Origin of the sequence: Anaerostipes hominis (ex Lee et al. 2021), from assembly GCF_002270485.1 — a bacterium.
In the GTDB taxonomy this organism is placed as follows: domain Bacteria; phylum Bacillota; class Clostridia; order Lachnospirales; family Lachnospiraceae; genus Anaerostipes; species Anaerostipes hominis.
Map to the genome: position 1 here is coordinate 136177 of NZ_NQOG01000005.1, position 23435 is coordinate 159611.

Annotated in this window: 40 protein-coding genes; 38 read left to right on the forward strand and 2 right to left on the reverse strand. The window is 41.0% G+C overall.

Features of this window, described 5'->3' with window-relative positions:
- The first annotated feature begins 188 nt into the window (after positions 1–188).
- From CI597_RS07045 to CI597_RS07065, 5 genes are all read left to right on the forward strand, one after another.
- Positions 189–1202 carry an L-rhamnose/proton symporter RhaT gene (locus tag CI597_RS07045; protein ID WP_034550701.1) on the forward strand — a complete coding sequence of 338 codons (1014 nt, stop codon included), beginning with the start codon at positions 189–191 and terminating at the stop codon, positions 1200–1202.
- A 36-nt stretch (positions 1203–1238) separates the two neighbouring features.
- Complete coding sequence (locus tag CI597_RS07050) at positions 1239–2315, forward strand: Gfo/Idh/MocA family protein (RefSeq protein WP_034550703.1); 1077 nt, start codon at positions 1239–1241, stop codon at positions 2313–2315.
- 346 nt (positions 2316–2661) lie between these two features.
- Positions 2662–2979 carry a hypothetical protein gene (locus CI597_RS17920; protein ID WP_024729338.1) on the forward strand — a complete coding sequence of 106 codons (318 nt, stop codon included), beginning with the start codon at positions 2662–2664 and terminating at the stop codon, positions 2977–2979.
- A gap of 121 nt (positions 2980–3100) precedes the next feature.
- Entirely contained in the window at positions 3101–3982 is an 882-nt protein-coding gene (locus CI597_RS07060; RefSeq protein ID WP_024729339.1) for an amidohydrolase family protein, read from the forward strand.
- A 14-nt stretch (positions 3983–3996) separates the two neighbouring features.
- Positions 3997–4320 carry an L-rhamnose mutarotase gene (locus CI597_RS07065; RefSeq protein ID WP_024729340.1) on the forward strand — a complete coding sequence of 108 codons (324 nt, stop codon included), beginning with the start codon at positions 3997–3999 and terminating at the stop codon, positions 4318–4320.
- Between the two features lie 48 nt (positions 4321–4368).
- Here the strand turns inward: CI597_RS07065 and CI597_RS07070 are convergent, their stop codons facing one another.
- Positions 4369–4788 carry a hypothetical protein gene (locus CI597_RS07070; protein WP_024729341.1) on the reverse strand — a complete coding sequence of 140 codons (420 nt, stop codon included), beginning with the start codon at positions 4786–4788 and terminating at the stop codon, positions 4369–4371.
- Between the two features lie 293 nt (positions 4789–5081).
- On the opposite strand from CI597_RS07070, the gene CI597_RS07075 reads away from it, so the two are divergent.
- Complete coding sequence (locus tag CI597_RS07075) at positions 5082–5957, forward strand: dihydrodipicolinate synthase family protein (protein ID WP_235824570.1); 876 nt, start codon at positions 5082–5084, stop codon at positions 5955–5957.
- A 52-nt stretch (positions 5958–6009) separates the two neighbouring features.
- On the opposite strand, the gene CI597_RS07080 is transcribed toward CI597_RS07075, so the two are convergent.
- Positions 6010–6729: a FadR/GntR family transcriptional regulator gene (locus CI597_RS07080; RefSeq protein ID WP_024729343.1), complete on the reverse strand. Its 720-nt coding sequence runs from the start codon at positions 6727–6729 to the stop codon at positions 6010–6012.
- A 225-nt stretch (positions 6730–6954) separates the two neighbouring features.
- Here CI597_RS07080 and CI597_RS18420 point away from each other — a divergent pair, with 225 nt between their 5' ends.
- The 32 genes from CI597_RS18420 to rpsD all read left to right on the forward strand — a co-directional run bounded on the left by CI597_RS18420 (position 6955) and on the right by rpsD (position 23411).
- On the forward strand, positions 6955–7128 hold the full coding sequence (locus CI597_RS18420; RefSeq protein ID WP_235824571.1) for a hypothetical protein: 174 nt from the start codon (positions 6955–6957) through the stop codon (positions 7126–7128).
- A 675-nt stretch (positions 7129–7803) separates the two neighbouring features.
- Positions 7804–8106 carry a nucleotidyltransferase family protein gene (locus tag CI597_RS07090; protein ID WP_024729344.1) on the forward strand — a complete coding sequence of 101 codons (303 nt, stop codon included), beginning with the start codon at positions 7804–7806 and terminating at the stop codon, positions 8104–8106.
- Entirely contained in the window at positions 8093–8482 is a 390-nt protein-coding gene (locus CI597_RS07095; protein WP_024729345.1) for an HI0074 family nucleotidyltransferase substrate-binding subunit, read from the forward strand. Before CI597_RS07090 ends, CI597_RS07095 begins: the two co-directional genes overlap by 14 nt.
- Before the next feature lie 375 nt (positions 8483–8857).
- The gene (rpsJ, locus tag CI597_RS07100) at positions 8858–9178 is read left to right on the forward strand and encodes a 30S ribosomal protein S10 (protein WP_009289945.1); all 321 of its coding nucleotides are present in this window, start codon (positions 8858–8860) and stop codon (positions 9176–9178) included.
- Between the two features lie 118 nt (positions 9179–9296).
- A complete protein-coding gene (rplC, locus tag CI597_RS07105) occupies positions 9297–9926 on the forward strand; it encodes a 50S ribosomal protein L3 (RefSeq protein ID WP_024729346.1) in 630 nt (209 codons plus the stop codon).
- Positions 9927–9949: 23 nt separating this feature from the next.
- Complete coding sequence (gene rplD / locus CI597_RS07110; RefSeq protein ID WP_024729347.1) at positions 9950–10570, forward strand: 50S ribosomal protein L4; 621 nt, start codon at positions 9950–9952, stop codon at positions 10568–10570.
- The gene (gene rplW, locus CI597_RS07115; protein WP_024729348.1) at positions 10570–10869 is read left to right on the forward strand and encodes a 50S ribosomal protein L23; all 300 of its coding nucleotides are present in this window, start codon (positions 10570–10572) and stop codon (positions 10867–10869) included. Before rplD ends, rplW begins: the two co-directional genes overlap by 1 nt.
- 190 nt (positions 10870–11059) lie before the next feature.
- Positions 11060–11902, forward strand: a complete 843-nt coding sequence (gene rplB / locus CI597_RS07120; protein ID WP_024729349.1) for a 50S ribosomal protein L2 — start codon at positions 11060–11062, stop codon at positions 11900–11902.
- Positions 11903–11918: 16 nt separating this feature from the next.
- Positions 11919–12200 carry a 30S ribosomal protein S19 gene (gene rpsS / locus CI597_RS07125; protein ID WP_006568489.1) on the forward strand — a complete coding sequence of 94 codons (282 nt, stop codon included), beginning with the start codon at positions 11919–11921 and terminating at the stop codon, positions 12198–12200.
- A gap of 33 nt (positions 12201–12233) precedes the next feature.
- On the forward strand, positions 12234–12623 hold the full coding sequence (gene rplV, locus CI597_RS07130; RefSeq protein WP_006568490.1) for a 50S ribosomal protein L22: 390 nt from the start codon (positions 12234–12236) through the stop codon (positions 12621–12623).
- A gap of 12 nt (positions 12624–12635) precedes the next feature.
- The gene (gene rpsC, locus CI597_RS07135; RefSeq protein WP_024729350.1) at positions 12636–13292 is read left to right on the forward strand and encodes a 30S ribosomal protein S3; all 657 of its coding nucleotides are present in this window, start codon (positions 12636–12638) and stop codon (positions 13290–13292) included.
- Positions 13292–13729 carry a 50S ribosomal protein L16 gene (gene rplP / locus CI597_RS07140; RefSeq protein WP_006568492.1) on the forward strand — a complete coding sequence of 146 codons (438 nt, stop codon included), beginning with the start codon at positions 13292–13294 and terminating at the stop codon, positions 13727–13729. The genes rpsC and rplP overlap by 1 nt, the downstream gene beginning before the upstream one ends.
- Positions 13719–13922: a 50S ribosomal protein L29 gene (rpmC, locus tag CI597_RS07145; protein ID WP_006568493.1), complete on the forward strand. Its 204-nt coding sequence runs from the start codon at positions 13719–13721 to the stop codon at positions 13920–13922. The genes rplP and rpmC overlap by 11 nt, the downstream gene beginning before the upstream one ends.
- Positions 13923–13942: 20 nt before the next feature.
- Positions 13943–14197 (forward strand): 30S ribosomal protein S17, encoded by a 255-nt coding sequence (gene rpsQ / locus CI597_RS07150; RefSeq protein WP_006568494.1) that lies wholly within the window; start codon positions 13943–13945, stop codon positions 14195–14197.
- A 28-nt stretch (positions 14198–14225) separates the two neighbouring features.
- The gene (rplN, locus tag CI597_RS07155) at positions 14226–14594 is read left to right on the forward strand and encodes a 50S ribosomal protein L14 (protein WP_006568495.1); all 369 of its coding nucleotides are present in this window, start codon (positions 14226–14228) and stop codon (positions 14592–14594) included.
- A 12-nt stretch (positions 14595–14606) separates the two neighbouring features.
- Positions 14607–14918 carry a 50S ribosomal protein L24 gene (rplX, locus tag CI597_RS07160; protein ID WP_024729351.1) on the forward strand — a complete coding sequence of 104 codons (312 nt, stop codon included), beginning with the start codon at positions 14607–14609 and terminating at the stop codon, positions 14916–14918.
- A gap of 23 nt (positions 14919–14941) precedes the next feature.
- The gene (gene rplE, locus CI597_RS07165) at positions 14942–15481 is read left to right on the forward strand and encodes a 50S ribosomal protein L5 (RefSeq protein ID WP_024729352.1); all 540 of its coding nucleotides are present in this window, start codon (positions 14942–14944) and stop codon (positions 15479–15481) included.
- Positions 15482–15495: 14 nt separating this feature from the next.
- Entirely contained in the window at positions 15496–15681 is a 186-nt protein-coding gene (locus CI597_RS07170) for a type Z 30S ribosomal protein S14 (RefSeq protein ID WP_006568498.1), read from the forward strand.
- 23 nt (positions 15682–15704) lie between these two features.
- Positions 15705–16106 (forward strand): 30S ribosomal protein S8, encoded by a 402-nt coding sequence (rpsH, locus tag CI597_RS07175; RefSeq protein ID WP_024729353.1) that lies wholly within the window; start codon positions 15705–15707, stop codon positions 16104–16106.
- A 226-nt stretch (positions 16107–16332) separates the two neighbouring features.
- Positions 16333–16875 (forward strand): 50S ribosomal protein L6, encoded by a 543-nt coding sequence (gene rplF, locus CI597_RS07180; protein WP_024729354.1) that lies wholly within the window; start codon positions 16333–16335, stop codon positions 16873–16875.
- A gap of 14 nt (positions 16876–16889) precedes the next feature.
- Positions 16890–17258, forward strand: coding sequence for a 50S ribosomal protein L18 (gene rplR / locus CI597_RS07185; RefSeq protein ID WP_024729355.1), 369 nt, complete (start codon positions 16890–16892; stop codon positions 17256–17258).
- Between the two features lie 14 nt (positions 17259–17272).
- Positions 17273–17782 (forward strand): 30S ribosomal protein S5, encoded by a 510-nt coding sequence (gene rpsE / locus CI597_RS07190; RefSeq protein ID WP_024729356.1) that lies wholly within the window; start codon positions 17273–17275, stop codon positions 17780–17782.
- A 13-nt stretch (positions 17783–17795) separates the two neighbouring features.
- The gene (gene rpmD, locus CI597_RS07195; RefSeq protein WP_009289941.1) at positions 17796–17978 is read left to right on the forward strand and encodes a 50S ribosomal protein L30; all 183 of its coding nucleotides are present in this window, start codon (positions 17796–17798) and stop codon (positions 17976–17978) included.
- A 23-nt stretch (positions 17979–18001) separates the two neighbouring features.
- Positions 18002–18445, forward strand: a complete 444-nt coding sequence (gene rplO / locus CI597_RS07200; RefSeq protein WP_006568504.1) for a 50S ribosomal protein L15 — start codon at positions 18002–18004, stop codon at positions 18443–18445.
- 1 nt (position 18446) lies between these two features.
- Positions 18447–19763 carry a preprotein translocase subunit SecY gene (secY, locus tag CI597_RS07205; RefSeq protein WP_024729357.1) on the forward strand — a complete coding sequence of 439 codons (1317 nt, stop codon included), beginning with the start codon at positions 18447–18449 and terminating at the stop codon, positions 19761–19763.
- A gap of 66 nt (positions 19764–19829) precedes the next feature.
- A complete protein-coding gene (locus CI597_RS07210; protein WP_024729358.1) occupies positions 19830–20474 on the forward strand; it encodes an adenylate kinase in 645 nt (214 codons plus the stop codon).
- 7 nt (positions 20475–20481) lie between these two features.
- Positions 20482–21237: a type I methionyl aminopeptidase gene (gene map, locus CI597_RS07215; protein ID WP_024729359.1), complete on the forward strand. Its 756-nt coding sequence runs from the start codon at positions 20482–20484 to the stop codon at positions 21235–21237.
- A gap of 17 nt (positions 21238–21254) precedes the next feature.
- A complete protein-coding gene (gene infA, locus CI597_RS07220) occupies positions 21255–21473 on the forward strand; it encodes a translation initiation factor IF-1 (RefSeq protein WP_006568508.1) in 219 nt (72 codons plus the stop codon).
- A gap of 71 nt (positions 21474–21544) precedes the next feature.
- Positions 21545–21658 (forward strand): 50S ribosomal protein L36, encoded by a 114-nt coding sequence (gene rpmJ, locus CI597_RS07225; RefSeq protein WP_024729360.1) that lies wholly within the window; start codon positions 21545–21547, stop codon positions 21656–21658.
- A gap of 245 nt (positions 21659–21903) precedes the next feature.
- Entirely contained in the window at positions 21904–22272 is a 369-nt protein-coding gene (rpsM, locus tag CI597_RS07230) for a 30S ribosomal protein S13 (protein WP_006568509.1), read from the forward strand.
- Positions 22273–22406: 134 nt separating this feature from the next.
- A complete protein-coding gene (rpsK, locus tag CI597_RS07235) occupies positions 22407–22799 on the forward strand; it encodes a 30S ribosomal protein S11 (protein ID WP_006568510.1) in 393 nt (130 codons plus the stop codon).
- 18 nt (positions 22800–22817) lie between these two features.
- On the forward strand, positions 22818–23411 hold the full coding sequence (rpsD, locus tag CI597_RS07240) for a 30S ribosomal protein S4 (RefSeq protein ID WP_024729361.1): 594 nt from the start codon (positions 22818–22820) through the stop codon (positions 23409–23411).
- Positions 23412–23435: the final 24 nt, after the last annotated feature.

Here is a 23435-nt window from a genome sequence, read left to right on the forward strand (position 1 = left end):
TTTTCTTTTATTATATGTTTTATTGTATAATAGGAAAAATAAATGCGTCAATGGGAAAAATAGATAAAAACTGATAAAATATTTAGTTAATATTGCATATTGCATTAAAATAAATGCAGTGTTAAAGTGTAGACAACTGGTATCGTGGTAGTACCAAAAAACGAATGTGAATTAAGGAGGATGTATTAATGGTGATTTATGGTTTTGGTGTTTTGCTGCTTGCATGTCTGTTTCAGGGGAGTTTTGGTATCTGTTTTAAAAAATATCAGCCTTTTTCATGGGAAGCGTTCTGGGTGTTATTTTCAATTGTAGGAGTTCTGCTTATTCCTCATATCTGGTCGTTCATAGAAGTTCCTAATTATATAAGCTACATTATGCAGACCCCGGCGAAGACACTATTTTTTGGGGCGCTGGCAGGATTCTTTTGGGGGATCAGTTCTATTTGGTACAGTAAGTCCATTGATATGATAGGAGTTTCCTTGGTAACCGGGATCAACCTTGGACTTTCTAATCTGCTGGGAAGTTTTGTTCCCATGGCCATCCTCGGCAATGTGCCGTCTGCAAGAGTATTGGCTGTTCTTCTGGTCGGTCAGGCCGTTTTATTAGTAGGAGTTGTGATTTTATCAAAAGCCGGATTTATGAAGAATGATGATACCAGGGAAAGTATGCAGACAGAGGGAAAGAAAGGTTCCTTATTTGTGACAGGACTGATCATGGCACTGGCATCCGGGGCAGGTTCTGCAGCCATTAATATCGGCGCAACAGCATCAAATTATCCTGTGAATCTGGCGGTTGCGGATGGCATCAATCCTACAAGTGCTAGTTTATTATCATGGGTAGTGGTATTCTTCGGCGGTTTCATCGCAAATTTTGTCTACGCTATGATCAAATTGATCAAGAACAAAACTTATACGGATTATACCAAACCGGGATGCGGAAAAGCATACTTTAAAGTTCTTATTACATCCATTGTGTGGTTCAGCGCACTGGCTGTCTATGGAAAAGCGACATCATTGCTGGGAACCTTTGGACCGGTAGCCGGATGGGTTGTCTTTAATGGTTTGGCACTGATCATTGCGAATTTATGGGGATTTGCCGACGGTGAATGGAAAGGCTTTGAGAAAGCAAAAAAGGTGGCATTACTGGGAAATGGCGTCATCGTAATAGCGTTGGTGATCGTGGGTATATCAAATGGTTTGTAAATTAATTATAATGATATTGAATAGGAGGAAGCAAAAATGGTAAGCAGTGTAAAGGAATTAAACTATGTACCAGAAATGCCTGAGAAGGCAAGAAATATTGTGATCATAGGTGCGGGAGGGATCGTTTCAGGATCTCATCTCCCGGCATATCGGCTGGCAGGATATCCGGTGGTGGGCATCTATGATCTTGATGAGGAAAAGGCCAAAAGTGTGGCAAAAGAATTTGGGATCGCAAATACAGCGTCTACTGTAGAAGAACTTGTAAAGATCGGAACAGAGTATGATGCGGTATTTGACATCGCGGTTCCAGCTTCAGCGACAGCTGCGATCTTAAAACAGCTTCCGGATGGAGGGGGTGTTCTGATGCAGAAGCCCATGGGTGAAAGCATTGAACAGGCAAAAGAGATTCTGGACATCTGTCATCAAAAGAATCTGACTGCAGGAGTAAACTTCCAGCTCCGCCAGGCTCCTTATATTATAGCGGCAAGAAAGCTCATTGAAGAAGGTGTTATCGGGGATGTTGTAGATGTGGACTGGAGAGTTGTAGAACTTCATCCATGGCATTTGTGGGATTTTCTGTTTGAAAAAGAGAGGATGGAAATCAATTATCACAGCATCCACTACATTGACTGTATCCGAAGCATTGTCGGGGATCCGTCAGGAGTTTACTGTAAAACCATGCAGCATCCCAAAATGAGAGATCTGGCTCAGACACGTACAGCTGTCATCATGGATTATGGAAAAGATCTGAGGGTAAACATTCATGTCAATCACAATCATGATTTTTCAAATGACTATCAGGAAAGCACATTAAAGATTGAAGGAATGAAGGGTGCTATCCGTGTGACGGTTGGTTTGATCCTTGATTATCCGACGGGACGGCCTGATAAACTGGAATATATTACAGATGACGGCAAGGGATGGCGTGAAGTAGAAGTGAAGGGAAGCTGGTTCTCAGAAGCATTTATCGGCACTATGGGTGGATTGATGAAGAAGTTAGATGATCCGGATTATCATTATATGAATAGTGCAGAGGATGCTTACCGCACTATGTGTGTTGTGGAATCCTGCTATGAGTCAAGTGCTGATGGTGCAACGCCGGTAGAATATTAAAGGTAGTGTAAAGTAGCCTATGAAAAAACGAGCCAAAGAAAAATAGAGCTCAATGAACCTTGATAATTGCAGATATTATAGATGCTGACAGCATACGCCACCCTTGACGGCGCGCCAAAGCAATGCTCTGAACGTCATACCGACGGCGAAGAACTCAAGAACAGCTAGCAGCTCTGTTTCGTTGCAGCTTCAGGATTTCCTGTCGACCAGGAAAAATCAGGAGCTGCCATTTGTCGGGTATGCCACTTGCACCTTCCAACAATTCCACCTTATTTAGGGGTTCTTTTCCGCCGGATAATTCGTGTGGACGTAAGAAGTTGTAATAGGCAATCCAAAGGGAGGCGTTGTGAACAGCACCGCTTTCTGTGCCATAGCCGCAAGTAATGCCGTACGATTCTTTGAAGGTGTGGTTAAGACGTTCTATGAACTGCATAAACGGACGGAACTTTTTGAATTTATCAAAGGCCATGCGTATGGTGAGGATACAGGGACCTGGCTCTCTGGAAGTGGATACCTGATATCCGAGAATCGAGCGAGAGACTTTGTCCATGATGACAGCAGCTGTCTTAGCATAGTTGTTGCTGATACATTTATGGACACGGAAGTGTTTTCGGTCTTTGACAGGCTGGAGTGCATGACTACAGTATGGGCATTGGAGTTTTAAAGCAGTAACTATCTGAAGGAATATTTCGGGTCTTACCCTTGTGAGGCTTTACTGGTTTTTTCTGCTTTGCCATAGCTGAGGTGGTAATACTCGGTACCATATTAAAAATGGAGGGGATATCATGAAATTAATAGATACGCATTTACACCTTTGGAATATTAATGAGTTTTCTCTGCCGTGGCTGGACGGAGAAGGTTCTGTTTTAAAAAGAAATTATTCTATAAATGACTACAGCAAAGATATGGCGGCAGGATCAGATTATGAAATAGAAAAAGCGGTTTACGTGGAAGTGGACAGCGCCGATTTTGAAAAGGAACGTGAAAATCAATATGCATTAAACCTTTGCAGGGACAGTTCCAATATGGTATCTGCAGCTATTATTTCCGGTGACCTGACGAAAGATCAATTTAAAGAATATATCAATGCTTATCGGGATATTCCTCAGGTGAAAGGGGTAAGGCAGGTGCTTCATGTACCGTCTGTAAAGCCTGGAACATGTCTTTCCGGACAATTTATTGAAAATGTACGCTATCTTGGAGAAAACGATTTTCTCTTTGAGGGATGTTTAAGGAATGAAGAGCTTCATGATCTGTATCAGATGGCAAAACAATGTCCAGATACAATGATCGTTTTAGATCATATGGGAATTGCAGATCCGGATATTATTTCAAAGCCGGCTCCGGATGCAGAGGAACTGGCGTATAAGCGGCAGTGGATAAAAAACCTGACATTGCTGGCAGGACTTGAACATGTCGTGTGTAAAATCTCAGGACTAAATCCTGCCGGAGAGTGGAATGTAGATACTTTACGTCCGGCTGTGGATATTGCACTGGACATCTTTGGCGAAGACCGGGTGATGTTTGCAAGCAATTATCCGGTATGTAATATAGCAACCGGACTGTCCCCGTGGATTAAAAGCCTGGATGAAATTACAAGAGAGCGGGGAGAAGAGTTTCAAAAGAAACTATTTTATAACAATGCCAAACGGATTTATCATTTATAAGAAAGGAAATCATTATGGGAAAAGTACAGCGTTTTGGAAGTATTTCAAAAGTGAAACCGGAAAAATTAGAGTATTATAAAAAGCTGCATGCCAATCCATGGCCTCAGATCAATGCGATGATCAAAGAATGTAATATTGAAAACTATTCTATTTATTATCATGATAACCGTCTGTTTACTTATTTTGAATATACAGGGGATGATTACGAGGCAGACATGGCAAAAATGGCGGCAGATCCTGAAACTCAGAGATGGTGGGATGAATGTATCCCGTGTCTTGCCCCATACACAGAGGACGGACCGTGGCTTGATATGGAACGCGTATATCGCTTAGATTAGTATTGGAGGAAGAGTGAAAAATAAAGTAGATTTTGAGACGCACTTAAATTAGTTATCGTTGCGTTTTACTAACTTAGTGCTATCGTAACCGAGAGATTCAAGGTAGGCGAAAACATTGTTTTCGTTTAATGTAACCCGCTCTACATGATTTTGAGGATTCATCAATTCCTCATAGTCAGTCGGGGTAAAAGGCTTCTTTTCGGAAACCATGTGGTAAATACAGACCATCATCATACGTGCAATGGCGATAATGGCTTTCTTGTGACCACGACGCTTTTTGATACGTCCATATGAGCAATTATTCTTGATAAGCCAGTTGTGAAACCTTTGGATATCCGAGTTAATGGTGGAAAAAGATTTTTGATTATACTCGGAAATTCCGTTCTTGCCGGTGGTTACGATGGTTGCAACGATAACATTTTTGTGGACATCAAGCCCACAGCAGATGGAGTATTTTAGCTTCATCATAAGTATCACCACCTTAACTAAAAAAGGAATAGCAGCATTGACTGTCATCCTGCGACTAAATAAACATGGTTTATTACCAATGATAAGAGTCCGGGCTCAATGTCCCACTTGTTTGTGCTTGAAAGGATGACGGCACATATAAAAATACGGGGTGAAATAAATTCGCCACTCCTCCTCCCGTGCTCTGTAGTGTATTGCTATTCCATAGGAAGATTATATAACGGAAAATGGAGGGGCACAACTTTTTTCATTAACCTGTTTGTGCCTTGAGCGAAGCGAAAGGAATGGTAAAAATGATGAAAGGTTTATATGTGGCATCTATCACCCCTTATGATAGAGAGAATAAGATCAATGAAGAAGCAGCCAAACAGCTGTTTAGCAAGAATTTGGAAGAAGGTGCAAAAGGATTTTTTGTGGGAGGCAGCTCCGCAGAATGCTTTCTGATGACGAGAGAAGAAAGGGTTCAGTTGTTTGAAATAGCCAGCGGATTTAAAGAAAAAGCAGATCTCTTTGCCCATGTGGGAGCGCTTTCCACGGATGAAGCAATCTATTATGCCAAAGAAGCCAAAGCGATGGGATATGAGAATATTGCGGCAACACCTCCTTTTTACTTTGGATATTCACAGAAGGCCATTGCGCAGTACTTTTATGATATTGCTGAGGCGGTTGATATGCCGATTTTATATTATAATATCCCTTGTAATACATATAAAGAGTTGGATTTGAACAATGCGGATACGATTGCCTTGTTAAAGTCGGGAGCCTTAAGTGGTGTAAAGCATACTAATCTGGATGTGTATCAAATGGAGAGAATCAAAAATGTGAACCCTGAGTTATTGACATTCGGCGGATTTGAACAGAATATGGTTGCCTTTTTAGCGTTGGGATGCGACGGATTCATTGGAAGCACATTCAATTTTATGCTTCCGCACTACAAGAAAATTTATGATTTATATCTGGACGGAAAATCGGAAGATGCAAGAAAGCTCCAGATCAAAGCAAATAATATTATGGAGTGTATCTGGAATATCGGATTGTTCCCTGCGATCAAACATATCTTAAATGCCAGAGGAATGTATGTAGGGGAAGTGAGAAAACCGTTTCTTGAGTTAAGTCAGGAAGAAAAAGAAATTGTGGATCGTGTGGTCAGAGAAAATTTAGAGAACTAAAAATAAAGAAGTATTTCCGCTGAATGTGGGAAATACTTCTTTTTATTGTGTATTATTGTTCAATGGATGCGGAATTATCTATGGTAATAGATTGAATAGAATATTTAAAAAAGTCATCTAAGGCTTTTTTTAGTTTCTCCCGGTCATCCTGGTGAAAACAGTCAATGATTTTTTTGCGGTAATAAATGGCAGACGCTCTCGAGGTTGATAAAGCAAGAATCTTCATAGCTGATTCTTTCCTGAGGAGTACCATGGTCTGCATGAGCTTGTTATAGATGTTGTTGCCACATGCACTTCCTACATAGAGATCAATATCTGAAATCAATGTATAGAAAGTGTCTGACGAAATTTCATTGATATCGGCATCAAACAGGACATCACCATAAGAAGTGATACGGGATATAATGTCTGGAGTCCTGTGATCAAAACATGTTAAATATACTTCAGTTTCGATCAACTTCCTTGCGGCATAAATTTCATCATGATTGTGGATCTCCTGATGATATATCCATAATAAAGTTTCATCGGGGATCTTGATTCCTTCCTCGTTGACAAAGCTGCCGTCACCTGGTTTGATCGTGATCAGACCAATCAGTGATAATGCGCGAAGTGCCTCACGAATCCTGCTTCTGGTGACATTGAACATCTCGCCCAAAGCGCGTTCATTTGGAAGTTTTTCTCCTGGTTTTAATTGTCCGGAAGTGATCTGAGAAGCAATCTCCTGCATGATCTGTTCCGTTAAAGTGATTTTCTTGACTGGTTCAACTTCCATGAAGCTAACCTCCTTTGTTTAAAATCGATACTCTAATTATACTGATAAAACAAGGAAATAGCAACTGATCTAGGTGCGGGAAAAACGAATCTGGGTACCTTTAATACTTCAGATAGACGTGCTTTGCACGAAAAGACACCGGCGCAGGTCCTCCTTCACTGACTTGTGCAGGATGGATTCGGAGTCATACCGAAATCTTCAAATGAGAGAAGGATCCGGCAGAACATGGGGAATTTTGATTTCCAGCTGACAGATGAAGAGATGAGCCGCATGCAGGAGCTCGCAGAGAAGCAGATCCAGATGGGAGATAATCCGAGAACCTACCGGTTCCCACTGCTGGATGAAATGATCGCGGCTGGAAAGGAACCGGAGAAGGATAAATTCGGGAATTATATGTAAGAAAGCGAAAAAAGAAGGACGGGTGTGCCCGTCCTTCCGATGTTTCCAGGGATATTAGGTCTGTTCAATAAAATGTGTATTAGTTTAGCTTTTTACAATCCCTGCTTAAAAAGCTACTTAAATTTATAGTATTTTTCCGTATAATTCTGATCCATATAATTCATACCTTTTGAGGAAATATTCCAAGTACATATGACCTTAATATTTTTGGCGAGATATCTTTTTTTAGATCCATTTCGCTTACAGCGGATGACATCTACAAGAAAGCCTTTTTTGAGAGTTTTTTTATAGTTTGAATAATATAAAGTTTTTCCGCGGACCGTATAATTTGCACATTTGGAGATTGTTTTAACTTTATCATTTTTTGTGGATAAAAACCTGAGAGGCTGTCCGCCATAGGCGTCTCCTGAATAGGGGTCTAAATATAAGTAATTTCCAGAACGGGTTGTCGAAGTGACATTCTTTGCAAGCCACTTTATCTTTTTTTTGTTTTCATAATTTTAGACCACCCTTCCTTATTTTTTATAATTATACGATATTCTGGGAGATTATCCAAGTTATTAATTGGAAAACTACAGATAATGACAAATTGCATTTCTCAAATAGATATGCTACATTTATTCTAGATAAAAGTAGTCAAACCAAAAAGAAAAATTAGAAATAGGAACAAAATATATGGATATCACTGATACAAGCGGAATAAAGAAAACAGTATTTGAAGAGATCAGAAAATTGGCAGAAGATTACGGCGTTAAAAAGGTTATTTTATTCGGCTCCCGTGCCCGTGGGGATTACCATAAGAAAAGTGACATTGATCTGGCAGTGTGCGGCGGAGACACAAATCGGTTTACACTGGCAGTGGATGAGGAGACTTCTACTCTGTTGATGTATGATGTAGTAGATTTGGGTCTGCCGGTTCAACAGGAATTGAAAGATAAGATAATTGAAGAAGGGTTAGTCATCTATGAAAAAATTTGAAAACTTCTGCAAGGCAGCAGATAATTTAGAAGATATATATAAGTATAAAGAGCCGTATGACAACGTTGTTCTCACTGGTTTGGTAGGGCTCTATGAAATCTGCTTTGAGCAGTCATGGAAGGCGGTCAAAGAAGTTCTATATGACAATGGAATAAAAGAGGCAGCCACAGGTTCACCCCGCAGTATTATAAAACTGGCTTACAGTTCAGATCTGATAAAGGATCAGGAGGTCTGGCTGGAGGCGCTGATTTCCAGAAACAATGTTGCTCATGCATACAATCATGCTATCGCCATGGATATTGTCAAAAAGACAAAAGAGAGATATGTTGATATGTTCCGGGAATTGAGAGAAGAAATAAAAGAAAACTGGATTTAAAGGTATTTCTTCTATATTATATAGCAAAAAGAAAAAACTTTGACCAATTTAGAAAATTTACAGTCTGGTATTCCAAAAAAAACAAAAAAAGCCTTGCAATACCTTGGATATTCGTATATAATCAAATCGTTGTGACCTTGATAGCGGTGAAGCGTGAGGTTGCTGTACCGGCAAAAGCCGGCGCAGGTTTTCCGTGGAGCGAATGTCAAGTTGTTAAAACTGGCGACAAGTCACTGTACGAATATTACAATCTATTTTTATAATATAAAGATAGAGACGCAGTGTGTAAATCTTACGATACACACGGAGGAGTGTACAGTCACCACTTGTCGTGCTACAAGAAATTTATAGTGCGAAAAGGAGGCGGCTTTTTTTATGGCAGCAAGTCAAGTAATGAGAATTACATTAAAAGCGTATGATCATCAATTAATCGATGCATCAGCAAAGAGTATCATCGAAACAGTAAAGAAGACAGGATCTAAGGTGAGCGGACCGGTACCGATGCCGACAAAGAAGGAAGTAGTTACCATCATCCGTGCCGTACACAAGTACAAAGATTCCAGAGAACAGTTCGAGCAGAGAACTCACAAGAGATTGATTGACATCATCACACCAACACAGAAGACAGTCGATGCATTATCTAAGTTAGAAGTACCGGCTGGTGTTTACATCGATATCAAGATGAAAACAAAATAGGAAGTTATCCCGCAGGGTTATGAACAAATAAGGAATCCCCTTTAGCTTTCATAGCGTCTAGGATGATTTTAACGTCATGCGTTATAATCCGCTGTAGATTAAATAGGAGGAAATATCAATGAAAAAAGCGATTTTAACAACAAAAGTCGGAATGACTCAGATCTTTAACGAAGACGGAGTTTTAACACCGGTTACTGTACTGCAGGCTGGGCCTTGTGTCGTTACTCAGGTAAAGACAGAAGAAAACGATGGCTACGAAGCAGTTCAGGTCGGATTTGCAGATAAGAAAGAAAAGTCTGTAAACAAACCGGAGAAGGGGCACTTCGACAAAGCAGGTGTTGCACCTAAAAAATTCGTGAGAGAATTCAGATTTGAAAATGCTTCTGAATACACAGTAGGTCAGGAAATCAAAGCTGACATTTTTGAAGCAGGAGATAAAATCGATGCAACTGCTACATCCAAAGGTAAAGGATATGCAGGTGGTATCAAACGTCACGGTTTAAGTACTGGTCCTAAGACACATGGTTCTAAGTATCACCGTCATGCAGGTTCCAATGGTATGGCTTCTGATCCGAGCAAAGTTTTCAAAGGAAAGAAAATGCCGGGACAGATGGGTGCTGAAAGAGTTACCATTCAGAATCTGGAAGTAGTAAAGGTTGATGCAGAAAAAAACATTATTTTGGTAAAAGGTGCTGTACCAGGACCTAAGAAATCTTTAGTAATGTTGAAAGAATCAGTGAAGGCGTAGGCCTAGGGAAGGAGGACAAACAGATGGCAGAAGTATCTGTGTTAAACATGGAAGGAAATGAAGTTGAGAAATTAAATCTTAACGACAGCATCTTCGGTGTTGAAATAAATGAGCATTTAGTGCATTTGGCAGTTGTAAGCCAGTTAGCAAATAACCGTCAGGGTACACAGAGCGCGAAGACACGTTCAGAAGTACGCGGCGGCGGAAGAAAACCCTGGAGACAGAAAGGTACCGGTCATGCAAGACAGGGATCTATCAGAGCTCCGCAGTGGACAGGCGGAGGAGTTGTATTTGCTCCGAAACCAAGAGAATATTCTAAGAAGTTAAATAAAAAGGAAAGAAGATTAGCTCTGAAATCCGCTTTAACTTCCAGAGTCAATGAAAATAAGTTCATCGTAGTAGATGAGTTCAAATTTGACGAAGTAAAGACAAAGAATGTTGCAAACATGTTAAACAACTTAAATGTAAAAAAAGCGCTGGTTATCATGGGAGATAAGAACGACAACTTAATCTTATCTGCAAGAAACATTCCTGGAGTAAAAACTGCTCTCACAAGCACCATCAACGTATATGATATCTTAAAATATGATACCGTTGTTGTTTCTAAAGAAGCAGTAGCAAATATTGAGGAGGTGTACGCATAATGGCAGACATCAAATATTATGACGTTATTTTAAAGCCGATTGTAACTGAAAAAAGTATGAATGCAATGGCAGAGAAAAAATACACTTTCTTAGTTCATCCGACTGCAACAAAATCTCAGATTAAAGAAGCAGTGGAAAAGATGTTCGAAGGAACAAAGGTTGCCAAAGTCAACACAATGAACTACGACGGAAAGACAAAAAGACGTGGAATGACTTTCGGAAAGACCGCTAAGACAAAGAAAGCGATCGTACAGTTGACAGAAGAAAGCGCAGATATCGAGATCTTCGAGGGGTTATAGGCATTGAGCACTTAGAGAGTGCAAGCGAAAGCGCAGCATGAGCTTAGTGCGAAAGCCGTTACCGAGACTCAGTGAAGCCGAGCCGCAGGCGAAAGCTGAACGCTAGTCGAGTGTAACTACCTTAATATATTTTATTGAAGCTATACGCAACAAAAGCGTGATATTAAATTGGAATTGAAAGGAGAAAGACATGGGAATCAAGACATATAACCCATATACACCTTCCAGAAGACATATGACCGGGTTAGATTTTACTGAAGTGACAAAGAGCACTCCTGAAAAATCTCTGACAACTTCCTTAAAGAAGACAGCCGGCCGTAATAATCAGGGTAAAATTACAGTAAGACACCGCGGAGGCGGAGTCAGAAGAAAATATAGAATTATCGACTTCAAGAGAAGAAAAGATGGTATTCCGGCAACAGTAACAGCTATCGAATATGATCCGAACAGAACAGCAAACATTGCACTGCTCACATATGCAGACGGTGAGAAAGCTTATATCATCGCTCCGAACAAATTAGCTGTAGGCGCTACAGTTATGAACGGTCCGGACGCTGAGATCAAAGTTGGAAACTGCTTACCGATGGCAAACATCCCGGTAGGTACAGAAATCCACAATATCGAAATGTATCCTGGAAAAGGCGGACAGTTAGTTCGTTCCGCGGGAAATTCCGCTCAGCTTATGGCGAAAGAAGGAAAGTATGCAACCCTTCGTCTTCCGTCAGGTGAGATGAGAATGGTTCCTGCTGTGTGCAGAGCTACTATCGGCCAGGTTGGAAACATTGAACATGACCTCGTAAACATCGGTAAAGCGGGACGTAAACGCCATATGGGATTCCGTCCTACAGTCCGCGGTTCTGTTATGAACCCTAATGACCATCCGCACGGTGGTGGTGAAGGTAAGACTGGTATCGGCCGTCCGGGTCCATGTACACCTTGGGGTAAACCGGCACTTGGTTTGAAGACACGCAAGAAACACAAACAGTCTAACAAGATGATCATTAGAAGAAGAGACGGTAAAAACGTTAAATAGTTTAAGGAGGTAACTTATGGCTCGCTCACTGAAAAAAGGACCATTTGCGGATGCAAGCTTATTGAAAAAAGTTGATGCAATGAATGAAGCTGGAGACAAAAATGTCATCAAGACATGGTCCCGCCGTTCCACAATCTTCCCATCCTTTGTAGGGCATACAATTGCCGTACATGACGGAAGGAAGCATGTGCCTGTATATATAACAGAAGATATGGTTGGACACAAACTCGGGGAGTTTGTTGCGACCAGAACATTCCGTGGTCATACAAAAGCAGAAAAGAAATCAGGAATCAGATAATCGATAGAGGAATGGAAGGAGGTTTCACAATCCATGGCTAAGAAATACAGCAGATCTCAGTACAAAAAAGAAAGAAATGCACAAAAAGATACGAGACCTAGCGCTACCTTATCCAATGCCAGAGTGTCTGTTACTAAGGCATGTTTCGTATTGGATGCGATCAGAGGAAAGAGCGTTCAGGAAGCACTTGGTATCTTATTATATAACCCAAGATACGCATCTAGTTTAATCGAAAAATTATTAAAGTCTGCAATTGCCAATGCAGAAAATAATAATGGAATGAATCCGGAAAACCTTTATGTTGCAGAGTGTTATGCAAACAAAGGACCAACAATGAAAAGAGTTAAACCTCGGGCACAGGGAAGGGCATACAGAATCGAACACCGTATGAGCCATATCACTGTTGTGCTTGACGAAAGATAGAAGGAGGCAATAATGGGACAGAAAGTTAATCCTCATGGTTTAAGAGTTGGTATTATCAAAGACTGGGATTCCAGATGGTATGCAGAAGGCGATTTTGCAGATAACCTGGTTGAAGATGATAAGATCAGAAAATATGTAAAGAAAAAATTATACAATGCAGGAATCTCCAGAATCGAAATTGAAAGAGCTTCCGACAGAGTAAAATTGATCGTCTATACAGCAAAACCTGGAGTAGTGATCGGAAAAGGCGGATCTGCCATTGAAGAACTTAAAAAAGAACTCCAGAAGATGACAGACAAGAAACTGCTGATTGACGTAAAAGAAGTAAAAAGACCGGACAAAGACGCACAGTTAGTTGCAGAAAATATTGCACAGCAGTTAGAGAACCGTATCTCTTTCAGAAGAGCTATGAAGTCCTGCATGCAGAGAACGATGAGATCCGGAGCACAGGGAATCAAGACATCCGTATCCGGACGTTTAGGCGGAGCTGACATGGCCCGTACAGAATTTTACAGCGAGGGAACAATTCCTCTGCAGACACTCCGTGCAGACATCGATTATGGATTCGCTGAAGCAGACACAACTTATGGTAAAGTCGGAGTTAAGACTTGGATCTACCATGGTGAAGTTCTTCCGACGAAAGAAAAGCAGGAAGGGGGAAATAAATAATGTTAATGCCTAAGAGAGTAAAACGCCGTAAACAGTTCCGCGGAAGCATGCGCGGAAAAGCGACTCGCGGTAATAAAATCACTTACGGAGAATTCGGTATCGTGGCAACAGAGCCGGCTTGGATCAGATCCAACCAGATCGAGGCAGCCCGTGTCGCTATGACCCGTTACATCAAGCGTGGTGGTAAGGTTTGGATTAAGATTTTCCCTGATAAGCCAGTGACAGCACAGCCTGCTGAAACTCGAATGGGTAAAGGTAAAGGTAACTTAGAGTACTGGGTAGCAGTTGTAAAACCAGGACGCGTTATGTTTGAGATTTCTGGTGTAAGTGAAGAAGTTGCAAGAGAAGCTTTACGTCTTGCTGTTCATAAACTACCTGTTAAGTGTAAAATTGTTTCTCGTGAAGCTTTAGAAGGCGGTGACAACAGTGAAAACTAAAGAATTTGTAAAAGAGTTAAATAATAAATCTATTGATGAATTAAACAAAGAGCTAGTAGCTGCGAAAAAAGAATTATTCAACTTGAGATTCCAGAATGCAACAAATCAACTTGAGAACACAAGCAGAATCAAAGAAGTTAGAAGAAACATCGCTCGTATTCAGGGAGCGATTACAGCAAAGGCTAACGCTTAAATCGAAAGGAGGAATTTGTTGTGGAAAGAAATTTGAGAAAAACCCGTGTCGGGAAAGTTGTAAGCGACAAGATGGATAAGACAATCGTAGTTGCAATCGAAGATAATGTAAAACATCCATTATATAAGAAAATCGTGAAAAGAACTTACAAGTTAAAAGCTCATGATGAAAATAATGAATGCCGTATCGGAGACAGAGTTAAAGTTATGGAAACAAGACCTCTCTCTAAGGACAAGAGATGGAGACTTGTGGAAGTAGTCGAAAAAGCGAAATAGATTGTTCCATTAGGAAAGGAGAAACAGCATGATTCAACAGGAGTCAAGACTTAGAGTGGCTGACAACACTGGGGCAAAAGAAATCCTTTGCATCAGAGTGTTAGGTGGATCCACTAGAAGATATGCTAACATCGGCGATATTATTGTAGCTACGGTCAAAGATGCAACACCAGGTGGCGTTGTAAAAAAAGGTGATGTAGTAAGAGCCGTTGTTGTTCGTACGAAAAAAGGTGCCCGCCGTAAAGACGGATCTTATATTAGATTTGATGAGAACGCTGCAGTTATTATCAAAGAGGATATGAATCCAAGAGGAACTCGTATCTTTGGACCAGTGGCAAGAGAGCTCAGAGACAAAAAATTCATGAAGATTGTTTCATTAGCACCAGAAGTATTATAAGGAGGAAACACTGTGTCAGGAATTAGAATTAAAAAAGGCGATCTTGTGAAAGTCATCGCTGGAAAAGATAAGGGTAAAGAAGGCAAAGTTGTTGCAATCGACCACAAGAAGAATACTGTTATCGTTGAAGGTGCTAATATGCTCACAAAGCATACAAAACCAAGCGTACAGAACCAGCAGGGCGGTATTGTGACAGAAGAAGGCCCGATCCATATTTCCAACGTGATGTTTGTTCATAACGGCAAAACTACAAAGATCGGCTATAAAGTAGAAGACGGTAAAAAAGTCCGTGTTGCAAAGGCAACCGGAGATGTGATTGATTAATAAAGAGAGGAGGTTTCGGACAGTTGAGTAGATTAAAAGAACAGTATACCAACGAAATCATGGAAGCCATGATGAAGAAATTCGGATATAAAAATATAATGCAGGTACCAAAGCTCGAGAAGATCGTGATCAACATGGGCGTTGGTGAAGCAAAAGAAAATAAAAAGCTCTTAGATGCTGCTGTTGCAGATCTGGAAACGATCTCCGGACAGAAAGCGATCGTAACCAAGGCAAGAAAATCTGTTGCTAACTTCAAGTTAAGAGAAGGAATGCCGATCGGATGCAAGGTTACATTAAGAGGAGAGAGAATGTACGAGTTTGCTGATCGTCTGATCAACCTGGCACTGCCTCGTGTACGTGACTTCAGGGGTGTAAGCCAGAACTCTTTTGATGGAAGAGGAAACTACGCATTAGGAATCAAAGAACAGTTAATTTTCCCGGAAATTGAATACGACAAAGTGGATAAAGTCAGAGGTATGGATGTAATTTTCGTTACAACAGCCAACACAGACGAAGAAGCTCGTGAATTATTAACCTTATTTGGTATGCCGTTTAAGAAATAGTTAGGAGGGTTCCCATGGCTAGAAAGTCAATGGTATTAAAGCAACAGAGAAAACAGAAGTTTTCAACAAGAGAATATAGCCGTTGTAGGATTTGTGGACGTCCACATGCTTACTTGAGAAAATACGGAATCTGCAGAATCTGCTTCCGTGAGTTAGCGTACAAAGGACAGATTCCAGGCGTGAAAAAGGCCAGCTGGTAAGAATAGGGAAGGAGGAACTAACAATGACAATGAGCGATCCGATTGCAGATATGCTTACAAGAATCCGTAATGCAAACACTGCGAAACATGATACCGTAGAAATTCCTGCTTCTAAGATGAAGGTTGCGATTGCTGAAATCCTTTTAAAAGAAGGTTTCATCAAATCTTTCGACATCAAAGAAGAAGGTGCATATAACAACATCGTTATCACATTAAAGTACGGACAGGACAAGAATGAAAAGATCATCACAGGTCTTAAGAGAATTTCTAAACCGGGACTTCGTGTGTATGCAAACTCAGAAGAACTTCCTAAAGTATTAGGCGGACTTGGAGTAGCGATCATTTCAACAAACAAAGGTGTTCTTACAGACAAAGAAGCAAGAAAAGAACACGTAGGCGGAGAAGTACTTGCGTTTGTATGGTGACCTAGAGCACTTAGTGAAGGCAAGCGTCAGCGCAGACTGAGGTCAGTGCGAAGGTCGTTCGGAGGAATTTAATGAACCGAACTTCCTTACAAAAGGCTTGCGTAAGTTTCGAAAAAATTTTTTAACTTGAATTTATCTTATTGTTAAACTTTATATTATATAATAAAACGAATTCTGAAAACAGAAAGGACGCCCAGTCCTTTCCGACAATTTAAGGAGGTAACCTATGTCTCGTATAGGTAGATTGCCAATCGATATCCCTCAGGGAGTTGAGGTTAAGATTGAAGAAGGAAATAAAGTGACTGTGAAAGGTCCTAAGGGAACACTGGAAAAGAATCTTCCGGTGGAGATGGAAATTAAATTAGAAGACAACCAGATCGTGGTATCCAGACCGAATGACTTAAAGAAGATGAAATCCTTACACGGGTTGACCAGATCTTTGATCGCCAACATGGTGACTGGAGTGTCTCAGGGATATGAAAAGAAGCTTGAAATTAACGGTGTTGGTTACAGAGCACAGAAAAAAGGAAAAGAAATTACTTTCAACCTTGGATTTTCACATCCGGTAGCAATGACAGATCCAGAAGGCATCGAAACTGAAATGGAAGGTCAGAATATCATTATCGTTAAAGGTATTGATAAAGAAAAAGTTGGACAGTACGCTGCGGAAATCAGAGAATTAAGAAAACCTGAGCCTTACAAAGGAAAAGGTATTAAATATGCTGATGAAGTTATCAGACGTAAAGTCGGTAAGACTGGTGCGAAGTAAAGGAGTGAGATAGGATGATTAAAAAACAGTCAAGAAGCAAAGTTCGTGCGAAAAAACATTTAAAGCTTCGTAATCATATTAGCGGAACAGCGGAGAAACCGCGTTTAAGCGTATTCAGAAGCAATAATCATATGTACGCTCAGATCATTGATGACACCGTTGGAAATACTTTAGTATCAGCATCCACTTTACAGAAAGACGTAAAAGCTGATTTAGAAAAGACTGACGATGTAAAAGCGGCAGCTCACTTGGGAAAAGTGATTGCTGAAAGAGCTATCGCAAAAGGTATCTCCACCGTTGTTTTTGACAGAGGCGGATTTATTTATCAGGGAAAAGTAAAAGCATTAGCAGACGCAGCACGTGAAGCTGGTCTTAAATTCTAACAGGAGGAAATCAAATGAAGCGTACAATGATCGACCCTAGCCAGTTAGAGCTGGAAGAAAAAGTTGTATCTATCAAACGTGTTACCAAAGTAGTAAAAGGTGGACGTAATTTCAGATTCGCAGCATTAGTTGTTGTTGGAGATAAGAATGGACACGTTGGTGCAGGATTAGGAAAAGCAATGGAAATTCCAGAAGCGATCCGCAAAGGAAGAGAAGCGGCTGCTAAGAAATTAGTGGAAGTACCGATTGACGAAAAAGGAAGTACACCGCATGACTTCACAGGTAAATTCGGAAGTTCATCTGTATTATTAAAGACATCCCCGGAAGGTACCGGAATCATCGCAGGAGGTCCTTCCCGTGACGTATTGGAGCTTGCAGGATATAAGAATATCCGTTCTAAGTCCTTAGGTTCCAATAACAAGCAGAACGTTGTTCTTGCAACGATCGAAGGACTTAAAAACTTAAAAACTCCAGAAGAAGTAGCAAAGCTTCGCGGAAAATCTGTAGAAGAGCTCTTAGGTTAGGAGGAACATGAAAATGGCAGATAAATTAAAAATTACTTTGGTAAAATCTACAATCGGTGCCATTCCAAAGCATAGAAAGACAGTGGAAGCTTTAGGACTCAAGAAGTTAAACAAAACTGTTGAAATGCCGGACAATGCAAGTGTCAGGGGAATGATTCATCAGGTTCAGCATTTAGTAAAAGTAGAAGAAATTTAATTGTAGATTAGGAGGTGCGAAGGATGGAATTATCAAACTTACGCCCTGCAGACGGATCTAAGCACAGCGACAATTTCAGAAGAGGTCGCGGACATGGTTCAGGAAATGGAAAAACTGCAGGTAAAGGACATAAAGGACAGAAAGCCCGTTCCGGCGGCGGAGTAAGACCGGGATTTGAAGGCGGACAGATGCCTTTATACAGACGTATTCCAAAGAGAGGCTTCACTTGCATTAACTCTAAAGAAATCATTGGAATCAACGTATCAGCATTAGAGAGATTTGAAGACGGAGCCGAAGTTTCTGTTGAGACTTTAGTAGAAGCAGGAATCGTTTCTAATCCTAAAGACGGTGTCAAAATCTTAGGCAGTGGGGAACTCACAAAGAAACTTACAGTAAAAGCAAATGCTTTCAGTGCAGGGGCAAAAGAAAAGATCGAAGCTCTTGGAGGAAAAGCCGAGGTGATTTAGTATGGCGAATGCATTGACAAATGCGTTTAAAAACAAAGAACTAAGGAAAAAGCTTACGTTTACGGTGATCATTCTGATTGTCGTGCGCTTCGGGTCACAACTGCCGATTCCAGGAATCGATACTGCCCAGGTGACTGCATATTTAAAGAGTACTTTGGGAGATTCATTCAATCTCCTGAACTCTTTTACCGGCGGGTCCTTTTTGCAGATGTCAGTATTTGCACTGAGTGTTACGCCATATATTACATCTTCCATCATCATGCAGCTGATGACGATCGCTATCCCTGCATTGGAGGAGATGCAGAAAGACGGCGAAGATGGAAGAAAGAAAATAGCTAAGATCACGAGATACGTGACGGTTGTATTAGGACTCATCGAGTCCGCCGGTATGACCATCGGTTTCAGCCGCAGCGGTGCGCTGGGAGCTGAACACACCAATTTTACCATTGTGACGATGATCATTGCCCTGACAGCAGGTGCGATCCTCGTTATGTGGCTTGGTGAGCGTATCACGGAAAATGGTATTGGAAACGGTATTTCTATCATCCTGTTGATCAACATCGTATCAGGAATGCCGAAAGATTTTTATGCGCTCTATAATCAGTTCATGAAAGGCAAACAGATCGGACCGGCACTTATTGCAGGATGTGTGATCGCAGCTGTTGTGCTGTTGACTGTCGTGTTCGTTATCATCCTTTCAGATGCTGAACGCCATATTCCGGTACAGTATTCAAAGAAAGTTCAGGGAAGAAAAATGGTCGGCGGCCAGTCAAGCCATATTCCGCTGAAAGTGAATACAGCCGGAGTTATCCCGATTATCTTCGCCTCATCTATTATGCAGTTCCCGCTGATCATTCAGCAGCTGTTTAAGTATGAGAGCAATGGATTTATGGGAAAAGTTCTGCACAGTTTAAGTTCGTCCACATGGTTTGACGCAAATCATCCGAAGAGATCGCTGGGTCTTCTTATATATATTGTACTTGTTGTTATTTTTGCATATTTCTATACATCGATTACTTTTAATCCTCTGGAAATCTCAAATAACATGAAGAAACAGGGAGGATTTGTACCGGGTATCCGTCCGGGCAAACCGACAGTGGATTATTTAAACAAGATCTTAAAATATATTATTTTTATAGGTGCAGCTGGACTAACAATTGTAGCAGTCATTCCGTTTTTCTTTAACGGTGTATTTAGTGCTCAGGTTTCTTTTGGAGGAACTTCCATCATTATCGTGGTTGGAGTTATATTAGAAACGATCAAGCAGATTAAATCTCAATTGTTAGTGCAAAACTATACTGGTTTTTTAAATGACTAATGTGCGATAAGCTGTAGGGAATTCTACAGCTTATTTGTGCATTACATAATGTAAGGAGGATTCATTATGAAGATTATTATGTTGGGGGCTCCAGGAGCAGGAAAGGGAACTCAGGCAAAGCAGATTGCAGAGCAGTATAACATTCCGCATATTTCGACCGGTGACATTTTCAGGGCGAATATCAAGAATGGAACTGAGCTTGGCAAAAAAGCCAAAGAGTATATGGACCAGGGACTGCTGGTTCCGGATGAGCTGGTAGTTGATCTCGTGGTTGACAGGATTGAGAAAGACGACTGCCAAAAGGGCTTCATTTTAGATGGATTCCCAAGGACGATTCCTCAGGCAGAAGCGTTGGATGCGGCTCTTGCTGCAAAAGATATGAAAATTGATTATGCGCTGGATATCGAGGTTCCGGATGAGAATATCATTGACCGGATGTCCGGAAGACGTTCCTGCAAGGAATGCGGTGCGATCTTCCACGCAAAATATAATCCTCCGAAATCAGAAGGAATCTGTGATATATGCAGCGGTGAGCTGATCCTCCGAGATGACGATAAGGAAGAGACAGTAAAGAAAAGGCTGGATGTTTATCACGAACAGACCGCACCGCTGATCTCTCACTATAAGAGTGCAGGCAGCCTGCATGAGATCGACGGCACAAGGCACATTGATGTAGTATTTGATGAGATCAAAAGTATTTTAGAGGCATAAGATTAAGATGGCAGTGACGATCAAATCAAAAAGAGAAATCGAACAAATGAGAGAGGCCGGTAAGATCTTGGAAGAGACGCATGACCGTTTGGCCGAGATCATCAAACCGGGAATTTCTACTTTAGAGATTGACGAGTTCGGGGAAAAGATCATAAGGGAATACGGGTGTATTCCTTCTTTTCTGAATTACAATGGTTATCCGGCATCCATCTGTGTGTCTGTCAATGACGAAGTGGTCCACGGCATTCCAAAGAAGGAGCGGATCTTAAAAGATGGAGATATTGTCAGCCTGGATGCAGGGGTCATCTATCAGGGATACCACTCTGACGCCGCCAGGACTTATGGCGTCGGGGAGATCTCAGATGAAGCAGCCCGCCTGATCAGGGTTACAAAGGAAAGCTTTTTTGAAGGTATGAAGTTTGCCAAAGAAGGGAATCATCTATTTGACATTTCCGAGGCAATCCAAAGACACGTAGAGAACAATGGCTATTCCGTGGTGAGAGACCTGGTGGGCCATGGGATCGGAACGCATCTCCATGAGGACCCTCAGATCCCGAATTTCAAGGAACGCAGAAAAGGCATGAAGCTCAGGGCAGGGATGACATTGGCTGTAGAACCGATGGTTAACGCCGGAACATGGGAAGTAGAATGGCTTTCTGATGACTGGACCGTTGTGACGGCAGACGGAAGCCCTGCCGCCCATTATGAAAATACAATCTTAATAACCGAAAATGGTTACGAATTATTATCATTATCAAAGTAGAAAAAGGAGTCGGAAAAATGGCAAAGTCAGAAGCAATTGAAGTAGAAGGAATCGTATTGGAGAAACTGCCGAATGCGATGTTTAAGGTAGAGATCGAGGGAGGGCATGTGATTTTGGCACATATCAGCGGAAAGCTCAGAATGAATTACATCAAGATCCTTCCGGGCGACAAGGTTACTCTTGCACTTTCTCCGTATGACCTGTCAAAGGGAAGAATTATTTGGAGGGATAAATAAGAAAAGCCTTGAAAATTAAATAACATGATGATATAATTGAATCCGAACGTTTTGGGAAAGGAGAATTACAAGTGAAAGTTAGAGCATCTGTAAAACCTATGTGTGAAAAATGCAAGGTAATTAGAAGAAAAGGTTCTGTCAGAGTGATCTGTGAGAATCCGAAGCACAAACAGAGACAGGGATAATTTCTATTTCATATAGCAAGGATTCCTATCTTTGTTCTTTGTGTGTTTATATTACTGTATTCAAGGTACCATACAGTAATACTTTTTGTTAGGCGGCTGCAGTATGGAACGCAGATTCCATGCTGATATTTATATAGATAAAATCGTAGTCAGGCAAGAGACATATATATCATTTCACCGTACGCGGATATATGGATTGCCCCTGAACAACATTAAAATGAATAATTTTTGGAGGAAGAAAAAACATGGCTCGTATTTCAGGTGTTGATTTACCAAGAGAAAAACGTGTGGAGATTGGACTTACCTATATTTATGGAATCGGTCTTACAAGCTCTAAACGTATTTTATCAGAAGCAAATGTAAACCCGGATACTCGTGTACGTGACCTGACAGATGATGAAGTTCGCAGAATCAGCGAAGTTATCTCTGAGTCACAGACAGTAGAGGGAGATTTAAGAAGAGAAATCGCTCTTAATATCAAGAGATTAAAAGAAATAGGATCTTACAGAGGAAAACGCCATAGACAGGGACTGCCTTGCCGTGGACAGAAGACAAAGACAAATGCCAGAACATGTAAAGGTCCTAAGAAAACTGTTGCAAACAAGAAAAAATAACAGCATATACATGGATCATCAAATATTTGATGGTATACTTTGGACGGAAATACATGACACGCCCCGTTGGGTTGTCAGGTTTTCTCGCTGTTTAGTGGATATGGTTTAGTTTAAAGAAAGGTAAAGAGTTAATTATGGCTAAAGTTACAAAAAAAGCGGCTAAAAAACGTGTGAAAAAGAATGTTCAGCACGGACAGGCACACATTCAGTCATCTTTTAATAATACAATCGTTACATTAACTGATGCTCAGGGAAATGCTCTTTCTTGGGCCAGCGCAGGTGGATTAGGATTCAGAGGATCCAAGAAATCTACTCCTTATGCGGCACAGATGGCTGCTGAGACAGCAACAAAAGCAGCATTGGTACACGGTTTAAAAACAGTGGACGTTATGGTAAAAGGACCGGGATCAGGAAGAGAAGCAGCAATTCGTGCTTTATCAGCAGCTGGTCTGGAAGTTACAAGCATCAAAGATGTAACACCGGTACCTCACAACGGATGTCGCCCACCAAAACGCAGAAGAGTTTAATTAGGAGGAATTTGAAAGATGGCAATTGATAGAACTCCAGTCTTAAAAAGATGTAGATCCTTAGGCCTCGATCCTGTATTTTTAGGAATCGACAAAAAGTCTAACAGAACCTCAACAAGAGGAAATAGAAAAAAGAGTGAGTACGGACTTCAGCTCCGTGAAAAACAGAAAGCGAAGTTTATCTACGGTGTATTAGAAAAACCGTTTAGAAACTACTACGCAAAAGCAGAAAAGATGAAAGGTCAGACAGGTGTAAACCTTATGACACTTCTGGAACTGAGACTTGACAATGTATTATTCCGTCTCGGATTTGGAAGAACAAGAAAAGAATGCAGACAGATCGTTGACCACAAGCATGTTCTTGTAAACGGCAAAACAGTCAACATCCCATCTTACAAAGTATCAGTAGGTGATGTGATCGAGATTAAAGAAAAACACAAAACTTCTCCTAGATACAAAGAAATCTTAGAAGTGACCGGCGGAAGAATGGTTCCTTCTTGGTTAGAAGCAAATCAGGAAGCACTGAGCGGAACTGTAAAGGAATTACCTGCAAGAGAAGAGATCGACGTTCCTGTAAATGAGACACTGATCGTCGAGTTATATTCTAAATAATCGTAATAACCCTCAACAAATTCC

Bases quoted from the DNA above. Each gene is read 5' to 3' on its own strand.
- CI597_RS07045 (WP_034550701.1), top strand. From the start codon at position 189: ATGGTGATTTATGGTTTTGGTGTTTTGCTGCTTGCATGTCTGTTTCAG.
- CI597_RS07050 (WP_034550703.1), top strand. From the start codon at position 1,239: ATGGTAAGCAGTGTAAAGGAATTAAACTATGTACCAGAAATGCCTGAG.
- CI597_RS07060 (WP_024729339.1), top strand. From the start codon at position 3,101: ATGAAATTAATAGATACGCATTTACACCTTTGGAATATTAATGAGTTT.
- CI597_RS07065 (WP_024729340.1), top strand. From the start codon at position 3,997: ATGGGAAAAGTACAGCGTTTTGGAAGTATTTCAAAAGTGAAACCGGAA.
- CI597_RS07070 (WP_024729341.1), bottom strand. From the start codon at position 4,788: ATGATGAAGCTAAAATACTCCATCTGCTGTGGGCTTGATGTCCACAAA.
- CI597_RS07075 (WP_235824570.1), top strand. From the start codon at position 5,082: ATGATGAAAGGTTTATATGTGGCATCTATCACCCCTTATGATAGAGAG.
- CI597_RS07080 (WP_024729343.1), bottom strand. From the start codon at position 6,729: ATGGAAGTTGAACCAGTCAAGAAAATCACTTTAACGGAACAGATCATG.
- CI597_RS18420 (WP_235824571.1), top strand. From the start codon at position 6,955: ATGGGGAATTTTGATTTCCAGCTGACAGATGAAGAGATGAGCCGCATG.
- CI597_RS07090 (WP_024729344.1), top strand. From the start codon at position 7,804: ATGGATATCACTGATACAAGCGGAATAAAGAAAACAGTATTTGAAGAG.
- CI597_RS07095 (WP_024729345.1), top strand. From the start codon at position 8,093: ATGAAAAAATTTGAAAACTTCTGCAAGGCAGCAGATAATTTAGAAGAT.
- rpsJ (WP_009289945.1), top strand. From the start codon at position 8,858: ATGGCAGCAAGTCAAGTAATGAGAATTACATTAAAAGCGTATGATCAT.
- rplC (WP_024729346.1), top strand. From the start codon at position 9,297: ATGAAAAAAGCGATTTTAACAACAAAAGTCGGAATGACTCAGATCTTT.
- rplD (WP_024729347.1), top strand. From the start codon at position 9,950: ATGGCAGAAGTATCTGTGTTAAACATGGAAGGAAATGAAGTTGAGAAA.
- rplW (WP_024729348.1), top strand. From the start codon at position 10,570: ATGGCAGACATCAAATATTATGACGTTATTTTAAAGCCGATTGTAACT.
- rplB (WP_024729349.1), top strand. From the start codon at position 11,060: ATGGGAATCAAGACATATAACCCATATACACCTTCCAGAAGACATATG.
- rpsS (WP_006568489.1), top strand. From the start codon at position 11,919: ATGGCTCGCTCACTGAAAAAAGGACCATTTGCGGATGCAAGCTTATTG.
- rplV (WP_006568490.1), top strand. From the start codon at position 12,234: ATGGCTAAGAAATACAGCAGATCTCAGTACAAAAAAGAAAGAAATGCA.
- rpsC (WP_024729350.1), top strand. From the start codon at position 12,636: ATGGGACAGAAAGTTAATCCTCATGGTTTAAGAGTTGGTATTATCAAA.
- rplP (WP_006568492.1), top strand. From the start codon at position 13,292: ATGTTAATGCCTAAGAGAGTAAAACGCCGTAAACAGTTCCGCGGAAGC.
- rplN (WP_006568495.1), top strand. From the start codon at position 14,226: ATGATTCAACAGGAGTCAAGACTTAGAGTGGCTGACAACACTGGGGCA.
- CI597_RS07170 (WP_006568498.1), top strand. From the start codon at position 15,496: ATGGCTAGAAAGTCAATGGTATTAAAGCAACAGAGAAAACAGAAGTTT.
- rpsH (WP_024729353.1), top strand. From the start codon at position 15,705: ATGACAATGAGCGATCCGATTGCAGATATGCTTACAAGAATCCGTAAT.
- rplF (WP_024729354.1), top strand. From the start codon at position 16,333: ATGTCTCGTATAGGTAGATTGCCAATCGATATCCCTCAGGGAGTTGAG.
- rplR (WP_024729355.1), top strand. From the start codon at position 16,890: ATGATTAAAAAACAGTCAAGAAGCAAAGTTCGTGCGAAAAAACATTTA.
- rpsE (WP_024729356.1), top strand. From the start codon at position 17,273: ATGAAGCGTACAATGATCGACCCTAGCCAGTTAGAGCTGGAAGAAAAA.
- rpmD (WP_009289941.1), top strand. From the start codon at position 17,796: ATGGCAGATAAATTAAAAATTACTTTGGTAAAATCTACAATCGGTGCC.
- rplO (WP_006568504.1), top strand. From the start codon at position 18,002: ATGGAATTATCAAACTTACGCCCTGCAGACGGATCTAAGCACAGCGAC.
- secY (WP_024729357.1), top strand. From the start codon at position 18,447: ATGGCGAATGCATTGACAAATGCGTTTAAAAACAAAGAACTAAGGAAA.
- CI597_RS07210 (WP_024729358.1), top strand. From the start codon at position 19,830: ATGAAGATTATTATGTTGGGGGCTCCAGGAGCAGGAAAGGGAACTCAG.
- map (WP_024729359.1), top strand. From the start codon at position 20,482: ATGGCAGTGACGATCAAATCAAAAAGAGAAATCGAACAAATGAGAGAG.
- infA (WP_006568508.1), top strand. From the start codon at position 21,255: ATGGCAAAGTCAGAAGCAATTGAAGTAGAAGGAATCGTATTGGAGAAA.
- rpsM (WP_006568509.1), top strand. From the start codon at position 21,904: ATGGCTCGTATTTCAGGTGTTGATTTACCAAGAGAAAAACGTGTGGAG.
- rpsK (WP_006568510.1), top strand. From the start codon at position 22,407: ATGGCTAAAGTTACAAAAAAAGCGGCTAAAAAACGTGTGAAAAAGAAT.
- rpsD (WP_024729361.1), top strand. From the start codon at position 22,818: ATGGCAATTGATAGAACTCCAGTCTTAAAAAGATGTAGATCCTTAGGC.